The 9,873-nt window shown below is 27.5% G+C and carries 9 protein-coding genes, 4 tRNA genes and 1 riboswitch; of the genes, 11 read left to right on the plus strand and 2 right to left on the minus strand.

Features of this window, described 5'->3' with window-relative positions:
• Positions 1-184 precede the first annotated feature (184 nt).
• The 7 genes from Q1K13_RS01425 (at position 185) to Q1K13_RS01455 (ending at position 4,314) form a co-directional block, all read left to right on the plus strand.
• Positions 185-877, plus strand: coding sequence for a hypothetical protein (locus Q1K13_RS01425; protein WP_300347125.1), 693 nt, complete (start codon positions 185-187; stop codon positions 875-877).
• 99 nt (positions 878-976) lie between these two features.
• Positions 977-1,053, plus strand: a tRNA-Arg gene (locus Q1K13_RS01430).
• Positions 1,054-1,056: 3 nt separating this feature from the next.
• A tRNA-Gln gene (locus Q1K13_RS01435) sits at positions 1,057-1,131 on the plus strand.
• A 75-nt stretch (positions 1,132-1,206) separates the two neighbouring features.
• A tRNA-Gly gene (locus tag Q1K13_RS01440) sits at positions 1,207-1,280 on the plus strand.
• A 62-nt stretch (positions 1,281-1,342) separates the two neighbouring features.
• Positions 1,343-1,418 (plus strand) — tRNA-Lys (locus tag Q1K13_RS01445).
• 401 nt (positions 1,419-1,819) lie between these two features.
• Positions 1,820-2,656 carry a pyridoxamine kinase gene (locus Q1K13_RS01450; protein WP_300347127.1) on the plus strand — a complete coding sequence of 279 codons (837 nt, stop codon included), beginning with the start codon at positions 1,820-1,822 and terminating at the stop codon, positions 2,654-2,656.
• A gap of 83 nt (positions 2,657-2,739) precedes the next feature.
• Positions 2,740-2,904, plus strand: a riboswitch (SAM riboswitch).
• Positions 2,905-3,003: 99 nt separating this feature from the next.
• Complete coding sequence (locus Q1K13_RS01455) at positions 3,004-4,314, plus strand: Na+/H+ antiporter NhaC family protein (RefSeq protein WP_300347129.1); 1,311 nt, start codon at positions 3,004-3,006, stop codon at positions 4,312-4,314.
• A gap of 184 nt (positions 4,315-4,498) precedes the next feature.
• Here Q1K13_RS01455 and ispF read toward each other — a convergent pair whose 3' ends face one another.
• Positions 4,499-4,969, minus strand: a complete 471-nt coding sequence (ispF, locus tag Q1K13_RS01460; RefSeq protein ID WP_300347132.1) for a 2-C-methyl-D-erythritol 2,4-cyclodiphosphate synthase — start codon at positions 4,967-4,969, stop codon at positions 4,499-4,501.
• A gap of 212 nt (positions 4,970-5,181) precedes the next feature.
• Here ispF and Q1K13_RS01465 point away from each other — a divergent pair, with 212 nt between their 5' ends.
• From Q1K13_RS01465 to rluF, 3 genes are all read left to right on the plus strand, one after another.
• Positions 5,182-5,787: a class D sortase gene (locus tag Q1K13_RS01465; RefSeq protein WP_300347134.1), complete on the plus strand. Its 606-nt coding sequence runs from the start codon at positions 5,182-5,184 to the stop codon at positions 5,785-5,787.
• Between the two features lie 63 nt (positions 5,788-5,850).
• Positions 5,851-6,864 carry an anti-sigma factor domain-containing protein gene (locus Q1K13_RS01470; RefSeq protein ID WP_300347136.1) on the plus strand — a complete coding sequence of 338 codons (1,014 nt, stop codon included), beginning with the start codon at positions 5,851-5,853 and terminating at the stop codon, positions 6,862-6,864.
• A gap of 17 nt (positions 6,865-6,881) precedes the next feature.
• Entirely contained in the window at positions 6,882-7,796 is a 915-nt protein-coding gene (rluF, locus tag Q1K13_RS01475) for a 23S rRNA pseudouridine(2604) synthase RluF (RefSeq protein WP_300347138.1), read from the plus strand.
• Between the two features lie 110 nt (positions 7,797-7,906).
• On the opposite strand, the gene Q1K13_RS01480 is transcribed toward rluF, so the two are convergent.
• The gene (locus Q1K13_RS01480; protein ID WP_300347140.1) at positions 7,907-8,857 is read right to left on the minus strand and encodes an alpha/beta hydrolase; all 951 of its coding nucleotides are present in this window, start codon (positions 8,855-8,857) and stop codon (positions 7,907-7,909) included.
• Between the two features lie 110 nt (positions 8,858-8,967).
• On the opposite strand from Q1K13_RS01480, the gene Q1K13_RS01485 reads away from it, so the two are divergent.
• Positions 8,968-9,675 carry a DUF3298 and DUF4163 domain-containing protein gene (locus Q1K13_RS01485; RefSeq protein WP_300347142.1) on the plus strand — a complete coding sequence of 236 codons (708 nt, stop codon included), beginning with the start codon at positions 8,968-8,970 and terminating at the stop codon, positions 9,673-9,675.
• Positions 9,676-9,873: the final 198 nt, after the last annotated feature.

Here is a 9,873-nt window from a genome sequence, read left to right on the forward strand (position 1 = left end):
ATCCTCCTTAACTTAGCATACCCATTTATAGTAATAAAATAGCATAAAAAAACAGTTTAATCAATATAAGTAAGGTATTTAAAGGTATAGGAGGATATATAAAGAAATTTAGTTTTTTTTAAGCTTTGATGTTATAAAAAATTAAAAATATAATTAAATTATAAACATACAAGGGGGTGTTGAGATGCGTAGTTTATTTCGTAAAAAATTATTTAATGATGAAAATCCAGAAAAATTTTGGAGTGAGTTAATAAGAAAGAACGAAACCCTAAAAGGTAGAATGTTTAAAGATGAACCTATAACTGAAAATACCAAATATTTGCATTACGTAATATTTAATAGACATGTTGGAATACAAAATGTTTGGGTAATGGTTCCTAATTTTAATCATTTGGTACAATTTATCCAATATGTTTTTATGCCAGAAGCTTATTACAAATGGGTTGAAGGCAAGAAAAAATTAATAACACATATTCCATCAAATGATGTTGAGCAAATTATATCTATGATAAATATAAATAATACTGAAGAAGATAAGAAAAAAATGAAAAATGATATTTTAGCATTGAGAAAATTAAATGGATTAAGTTCTGAACAAGGAATGAGGAAGCTTAGAATTTTTTGTAGCAGATTTAATAATAATTGGCTTGGAGATAGTGATGAGTTTTTATATCTAAAAGTTTTTAATAATGCTGAAGAATTGGGAAAATTTATTGTTGAAACAAATTTACAAACTGACTGTGAAAAATGTTATGAAAAAAAAATAGGCATGACAACAGAAGAGTGGTTTAAAATTTGTGAGAATGCCCATAAAAATAAAGAATATGAAGAAAAGTTTAAAAATATATTATTCAAATATTTGGAAGATATTGTTTAAAAGTAACATCCTTGGTATTGATAAAATAAAAAAAAATCAAAAAAATATTGACAGAATAGATAGAAATATGTATAATAATTTTTGTTGATTCAAGTTTGTGTATCTTTAGCTCAGCTGGATAGAGCAACGGCCTTCTAAGCCGTGGGTCAGGGGTTCGAATCCCTTAAGGTACACCATGTTGGGATATCGCCAAGCGGTAAGGCAACGGACTTTGACTCCGTCATTCGCAGGTTCGAATCCTGCTATCCCAGCCATTTTTTAATATTAAATTAAATAATAAACTTTTATTGACAAAAAAATAATTTTATGTTAATATATAGTCATACCAAGCGGGTGTAGTTCAATGGTAGAACACCAGCCTTCCAAGCTGGATACCCGGGTTCGATTCCCGGTACCCGCTCCATTTTTCACATATACATGTAAATTAATTACATAAAAGGGGAAGGTGGGTTTAAAAGTAAATATGCACCATTAGCTCAGTTGGTAGAGCACCTGACTCTTAATCAGGGAGTCCAGGGTTCGAATCCCTGATGGTGCACCAAATCAAGCATCACTTGTTTAAGTGGTGCTTTTTTATTTTTAAGGTTTTTAATTATAATATTTATAATAAAGTATTTAATATTATAATTTATTTTAAAAAGTGTTGATTTTAGATAAAACTTATAAGAACTTCTAAAGTAATTTAGAGTTTTGATGAATATAAAAACTTTCTATGAAATTTAAGGTGTAGTTAAAATAAACATTTTCTTAAAACATAACTTAATCTTAAAGATTAAATACTTTATAGTAAAAAAATAAAATTAAATCGATACATTTGATATAAGATTTTGAAATTAATATAATAATAAAATAATGCGGATTTTATATTAAGTTAGGAGAAATATTTCTACTTCCCTAAGTAAAAGTATTAATAAGATATCTGTTTGGAAGGGAGAAAAAACTATGAAACCTATGAAAAAAGTTGCAGCAATACATGATATTTCATGTTATGGGAGAGCGGCATTAGCAACAATAATTCCTATATTATCAGCTATGGGAAATCAAGTTTGTCCACTACCAACTGCAGTGTTATCAACTCATACAGATGGATTTGGAAAACCAGCTATTAGAGGATTAAGTGATTTTATATGTGAGACTAAAAATCATTGGAAAAGATTAAAATTGGATTTTCAATGTATTTATAGTGGATATTTAGCTAATCCAAGTCAAGTTGAATTTGTTGAGGATTTTATAAAAGATTTTAAAGAGGAAGAGACTTTAGTTGTTATAGATCCTGTTATGGGGGATAATGGAAAGTTATATAATGGTATGGATGAAAAAATGATTGAAGAAATGAGGGGGTTAATAAAAAATGCTGATATAATCACTCCTAATATTACAGAGGCTACATTTCTTTTGGGTAAAAAATATAAAGAAAATTTAAATAAAGAAGAGATTAGGGATTGTTTAATTAGACTTAGTAAGTTAGGCCCTAAAGTAAGTATTATAACTAGTGTTCCAAGTATAAAAGGTGGAGATTATATAGATACTGTTCTTTATGACAGAGAAGAAAATATGTTTTATACATATTCACACAAAAAAATAGATGCTTTTTATTGTGGAACAGGGGATGCTTTTGCCTCAATTTTAATAGGCTGGATTTTAAGAGGAGAAAGTATTGAGGAAGCTTTAGGGAAAGCATGTAACTTTATTTCTGAAGCTATAGAATATAGTGAACAATTTGATTATCCTCCTAATGAGGGTATAGCTCTTGAAAGTTTACTTTATAAACTTGTATAAAATAAATAGAATGTTAAAAAATACTTTAATTATTGACAGTAAAAATTTGACATGATACTATTAGTAAAAATAAAATTTAATAAAGCTTATCAAGAGAGGTAGAGGGACTGGCCCTGTGAAACCCAGCAACCGGTAATTCTTTGTGGTTAAGGTAATGATGATTTTTAAAAATTAAAGTCAGAAATAATTTGCTTTATAAAAGATTTATAGCGGTGCTAAATCCTGCGGTAGAAACTGAGAGATAAGAAAGAAAATTTGTAAGAATAATAAACTTCTATCCTTAGGGTGGAAGTTTTTTTTGTAGGATAGATAAGATAGGTTTATTAAATAGATGAGGAGGAAATAAAATGAAAAAAGGAAAATTTTCAGCATTACTACCATTAATAATTTTTGTGGCAATCTATTTAGGAACTTCTTTAATAATGAAAGATTTTTACTCGGTATCAGTTATTGTGCCAGGAGTTATTGCAGTCTTAGTAGGAATTTTTATGAATAAAAAAAATGGAATGGAAAATAATATAGAAACCTTTTGTAGAGGTGCAGGAAACAATAATATAATTTTAATGTGCTTAATATTTATATTAGCAGGTGCTTTTGCAGAGGTCGCGAAAAATATGGGCGCTGTAGAATCTACAGTTAATCTTGGATTATCAATTTTACCTAAAAATATTTTAATAGCAGGTATATTTTTAATATCATCATTTATTGCAATATCATTAGGTACATCAATGGGGACAATCGCTGCCATAGTACCAATAGCTGTTGGTATAGCAGAAAAAACAGAGATAGCTTTACCTCTTCTTGTGGGAGCAGTTGTTGGTGGATCTATGTTTGGGGACAATCTTTCAATGATTTCTGACACAACAATAGCAGCCACAAGAACTCAAGGATGTGAGATGAGAGATAAATTTAGAATGAATTTTAAAGTGGTTTTGCCAGCTTCAATTATAGTTGTTATTTTGTATGCTTTCTTAGGAAGTGGAGTAGATGCTTTTGTTGGAAGTTATGATTATAGTTTAATAAAAGTTATTCCCTACATAGGAATTTTAATAGCAGCATTAATGGGGGTTAATGTGATTGCTATTTTATCAGGTGGAATTATTTTAGCTGGTGGAATTGGATTTTTCACAGGATCTATGAATTTAAAAATGTTTTTTGATTCAATTTCAGTAGGTATTGGTGGAATGAGTGAACTTATATTAATTTCAATAATAATTGGTGGGATAGTTGAAATTGTAAAAGAAAATGGTGGGATAGACTATGTATTAAATTTAGTTACTAAAAGAATAAATAGTAAAAGAGGTGCAGAATTTGGAGTTGGATTATTGGTAAGTTTAGTGGATTTATGTACTGCCAATAATACTATAGCAATAGTTACAGTAGGACCTTTAGCTAAGGATATTTCAAATAAATATAACTTAGATTCAAAGAGAGTTGCAGGAATTTTAGATATGTTTTCTTGTGCGATTCAAGGAATAATTCCATATGGAGCCCAACTTATGTCAGCAGCAGCTTTAACTGGATTAAAAAGTTTTGATATAATGAAATTTTTATTCTATCCATATTTAATGGGAATAAGTGCAATATTATTTATTACCTTTTTCCAAAAGAAAGAGGAGGTTAAAATAAACAACTTAGATGTTTTTGTTACTGAATAAATAAAAAAATGACATGAATAAAAACAATTTTTTATAAAACTTGAAAATAATATGAAGAGGTATCTAGAGGGTCTTTAGAATTTAAATTATTAAGTAGAAAATATCACTTTAAAAAGCTTAGATTGCTTAACGTAGGAAGTTTCTAAGTTTTAGTGATATTTTCGAAGTAATAATTATAAATTTTTTATTTTGTTATAAGGCATATACTTTGAGAAGAAATTCCATCTCCTGAACCTGTGAAACCTAATCCTTCCTCTGTTGTAGCCTTAACATTTATTTGGTCTAAATTTATTTTTAATGCTTTTGCAATATTCTCTCTCATTGTTTTTATGTGAGGAGCCATTTTAGGCCTTTGTGCTATTATTGTTGCATCTATATTTGAAATTTTATAATTATTTTTGTATAAAAGCTCTCCAACAAATTCAAGAAGTTTTATGCTATCTGCTCCCTTATATTTAGGGTCAGTATCTGGAAAGTGTTTTCCTATATCGCCTAAGGCAGCTGCACCTAAAAGTGAGTCCATAATTGAATGAAGCAAAACATCTGCATCTGAATGTCCTAAAAGCCCTTTTTCGTAGGGGATATTAACTCCTCCTAATATTAAATCTCTATTTTCAACTAATTTATGGACATCATATCCCATTCCTATTCTCATATTTTCCACCTCTTTAAAATTTTTTTGTTTATTTTAACTATGATTTAATTATATATAAATATTAATTTCTTATCAAAAGTAATAAAAATTATACAAAATAAAAGTTTGCTTTGCATAAAAGATGGATATTCTTAAGAAAATTTTATATAGATATAATATTGGCTGTGTTATAATAAAAAGGCAAAATTGAATAAAAAAGGGGTGTTTTGAGAGTGAGGGGGAAACTCAGAAATATTTTAGGGATTATTCTAATTTTATTTGGTATATCTCTTATTGGGGCTACAATTTGGATGAAATATGATACTAATAGAAAACAGGCTGAAATGTTAGAGAGTTTTAAGAACATAAATTTTGATGATGAATCTAATATTAATACTAATGATAATAGTGGTGAAATAAAAAAACATGAAAAATCACATCATATTATAAATGGAAAAGGATTTGCTATTTTAGAAATTCCAACATTAGATTTGAAAGTTGGAATTGTTCAAGGTGTTGAAATTAAGGATATAAAATATAATGTAGGACATTTTCCAGAATCAGCAATGCCAGGTGAAAAAGGTAATTTTGCAATAGCTGGTCATAGAGTTTCTTATTTTGGAGAACCTTTTAAAGAGATAGACAAGCTTGAAAAAGGTGATAAGGTGTATGTTACTTATAACGGTCATAAATATACATATGAAGTAGAATATATGTATGAGGTTACTCCAAATCAAACTGAATCCTTAAAACAGACTGAGGATGCAACAATAACAATAGTTACTTGTACAATTGGTGCCAAAAAGAGGGTAATAGTTAAAGGAAAGTTAGTAGAATAAGACTGGGTTTTAGAGCTTGGTCTTATTTTTTGTAAAATATATAGATAAAGGAGTTTGAAGTAGGTGAGTGAAGTAACTTTTAGAAAAGATAAGTATATATTTTCTTCTAGAAATATGAAAAAAAAGTTAAATAAAAAGTTATTAAAAAAAGAGATTAAAACTTTCATAAAAGAGCTTAAAGATTTTAAGGTTGATGTTAGAAGTTTAACTGAGGAGTCCTATAGCTTAGAAGAGAGAAATTTAATTCTTAATATTGCTTATTTCTTGGTTGATGAAGAAATACTTTTAAGAAAAATATTAAATAGAAAACAACTAAATACAAAGATTGTTGCAAAGAAAACAAAAATTAGTAATGATAAAATAGAGAAATGGTCAAAATATATAATTGCATACATGATTTTAATATATAATTCAGATTATACAAATTTAGCAACTTATTTAAATATAAACTTCAAGGATTTAGAAGCACTTGCTGTTATTAAAGGGGGGGCTACTGAAAATAGTATATATAAGGGCTTAGTTATTTTAGAAGGTACAAAGAGTACTATAATAATGACTAAGGAAGGTAAGTTTGTAAGGATAAATATAAAGGGTGAGGATAAAGTTGGAGAAGAACTTTCTGGTAAGGAAAAAAGAAGTTTAAAGCATTATAGAAAATATGTTATTGGAGTTTTATTAATATTTTTAGTTTTATTAGGAGGTTATACTAGAATTTATAATAAACAAGAAACAACAATTCTTATTCAGGGAACATCGAAAGTGAAGCTTGGACTTAACAGGTTTGATAGAATAGTTTATAGTTTTTCTGGAACTGAAAAAGGTAATATACTTTTAACAGAGTTAAATCTTAAAAATGAGAAGTTTGAAGATGGTATGATTCAGGTTTTAAAGGGGTTTGAAGAAAATAATATGATGCCACCTAATAGAATTGTTAATGTTTATATAGCAGGTAAAATGGTAGATACTTCAGATTTAAATAAGGTTACAGATTATGTAGAAAGCATTAATAGTGATGATAATCATAAAAATAACTTTAAAATAAAGATAAATAATTCAGGGTATGAAAAGAAAAATTAATTAAGGAAGGATTATTTATGGCAAGAAGAATAGCGAAAAATAATAAGGATAGAAAAATATCTAACAAATCTAGTAGAAGAGGAGATAAGCAAAAATCAAATAGAAAGCCTATTGAAAGTAAGAATACTTTAAGAACTAATCAAAAGGTTGCAAAGAAAGCCTCAGAAAAAACTACTGTTATTATTTCTAATAAAAATGATTTTAGAGATGAAGTAAGGTTAAATAAATATATAAGTGAAACTGGATATTGTTCAAGAAGAGAAGCAGACAAGATTATAGAACAAGGAAGAGTTAAAATTAATGGAATTATTGCAACTACAGGTACTAAGGTTTCAAGAGGACAACTTGTTTCAATAGATGGAAAGCCTTTAAAAGTTGAAAATGAACTTGTTTATATTGCATTAAATAAGCCTGTTGGAATAACTTGTACAACAGAAAGTAAAGTTAAAGGAAATATAGTTGACTTTGTTAATCATGAAAAAAGAATATTCCCAATAGGAAGGCTAGATAAGGATTCTCAAGGATTAATTTTTATGACTAATGATGGAGACATAGTAAATAAAATTTTAAGAGCTGGGAATAATCATGAAAAAGAATATATAGTTACAGTGGATAAGGAGATTAAAGACTCTTTTATAAAAGGTATGAGTAATGGAGTTCCTATACTTGGAACAGTAACTAAGAAATGCTTTGTTAAAAAAGAAGGTAAAAATTCTTTTAGAATTATTCTTACTCAAGGATTAAATAGACAGATTAGAAGAATGTGTGAGCATTTTGGATATGAAGTTAAAAAATTAGAAAGAGTTAGAATAATGAATGTTAGCTTAGGAAATTTAAAAATAGGTTCTTGGAGATACATAACAAAGAAAGAGTTAGCTGAAATAAACAGACTAACTGAGGATTCTATAAAAACAGAAGAAGCTTCAAGATAAAAATAAAACTTACAAATAGTATTAAAGGAACAACTAGAAATTCTTAGTTGAATTTAGAAGTTCTCAGAATAGATTTGTAAGTTTTATAAAGTAATATATTATAATAATAATTAAAGTTCTATTCCTTCATTGGATAGAGCTTTTTTTATGAATTCAATTACCTTTTCCTCATATAGAGGCTTGTTTACTTCAAGTGATTCTGCATGGGCAGCCCCCTCAACTAGATATAATTCTCTATACCCATTAATTTTAGCATTATACAAATCAACTGCCATATACCATGGAACAAAATAATCTTCTTTTCCATGTATAAACATCATTGGAACATTAGTTTTTGAAACTATGTCTAAAGGTATTATTTTCTTCATTGAAAATTTAGCTTTCAAAATCATAATCCAGTTAGCAACTGTTATTCCAGGAATAAGAAGTTTTCTTATAATATGGTTTTTAAATTCATGTGTTATTTGAAATTTCATAAGTTCATAAACATTTGAATAGCCACAGTCCTCAATTGCAAACTTTATTGAATCATTTAATGGAAGAGTTTCCATTACTGTCCCTGCACCCATTGATTCTCCATGAATCCCTAAAATTATATCATTTCCGAATCTTTCTTTTAAGTATTCAATCCACATGTTTAAATCATATTTTTCAAAAAAACCAAAGGAAGAGTACTTACCTTCACTTTTGCCATGTCTTCTTTGATTTATTATTAGAACATTGAAGCCATGTTTATAGAAAATATCAAAGTATTTTAAAGAACCTACATAACAAATAGAAATACCATGGGCTAATATTATAAATTTGTTACTAGGTTTTTCATTCATTATTAAAGTTGATACAAGATTAAGGCCGTCAGAAGATTTTAATGTTATATCTTCTTTATGAAGTGAATCATATAATTCTTTATTAAAAATTTTTTTATTAACATATCTATTACAACTTTCCTCTATGTTGTGGAGTTTTCTAAGTGATGTTGATTTAAAAACATAAATTCCAACTAATATAAATAAAGTAGTTAGTACAATTATTAATATAGCTAATAAAGTTAAAAAAATCATTTTATTACCCCCCTAAAGATTTTTTATATATGTATTTATACATAATTATATCACCTAAGAGAAAAATAACATAAGTAGTGAAAATTAACTTATAAAAATGAGGTGATTTAATGAGGTTAAAGAAATTTGGAGAAATTATACTTGTTATTTTAATGGTATTTTCAACTGAAGTATTAGGTGCTCAGATTAATAGCATTTATATTGAGGATAAAACTTTGGAAGAGAATACAGAAAAATATGAGGTTAAAGTTAAGTATCCTTTTATAAAAGGAGAAAATGAAGTTTTTAAAAAAATAAATAAAACTATTGAAGATTTTACATTATCATGGGTAAATGATATTAAGCTTTTAGGAGAAGAGTATAGTAAAGACTATGAGAAAGCAGGAAAAGAAATGCCAAAGATGGAAGCATATAGTCTTTATGAAGTTTTTGATACTTCTGAGGTAATAAGCATACCAATGACTTATTATCAATATACTGGTGGTGCCCATGGATTGACAACAAAAATTTCTTATAATTATGATTTGAAAACTGGAGAAAAATTAAATTTAAATAATTTATTTAAAGAGGGTTTTAATTATAATGACATAATAGATAAGCTTATAAGAGAAGAAATTGCAAAAGAACCTAGTATATATTTTGATAATGGTGGATTGTTTAAAGGAGTAAATGAAAAACAAGCATATTATTTAAATAGAGATGGAATTATAATATATTTTCAACAATATGAAATAGCACCATATTCTTCTGGTATTAGAGAATTTAAAATTCCTTATAGGGTTTTAAAAGAGGGCTTAAAATACAATTTTAACAATTAATTAGTCAGAGGTTCTGTTTTAAGAGAATGTTGATTTTAGCTAGCCTTTCAGACCTACTTAATTGCGCAGAGAGTTTCTATTGAATATTCCAGAATAATAGCTAAAGCGAAGAAACTCCCTCTGGTCAAACAACTTCGCTTCTTAACGCTATTATTCTTCCATATTCAATGAAACTCTAAACTGCTTATTAAGATGGTC

The organism is Clostridium sp., from assembly GCF_029267215.1.
Classification (GTDB): domain Bacteria; phylum Bacillota; class Clostridia; order Clostridiales; family Clostridiaceae; genus Sarcina.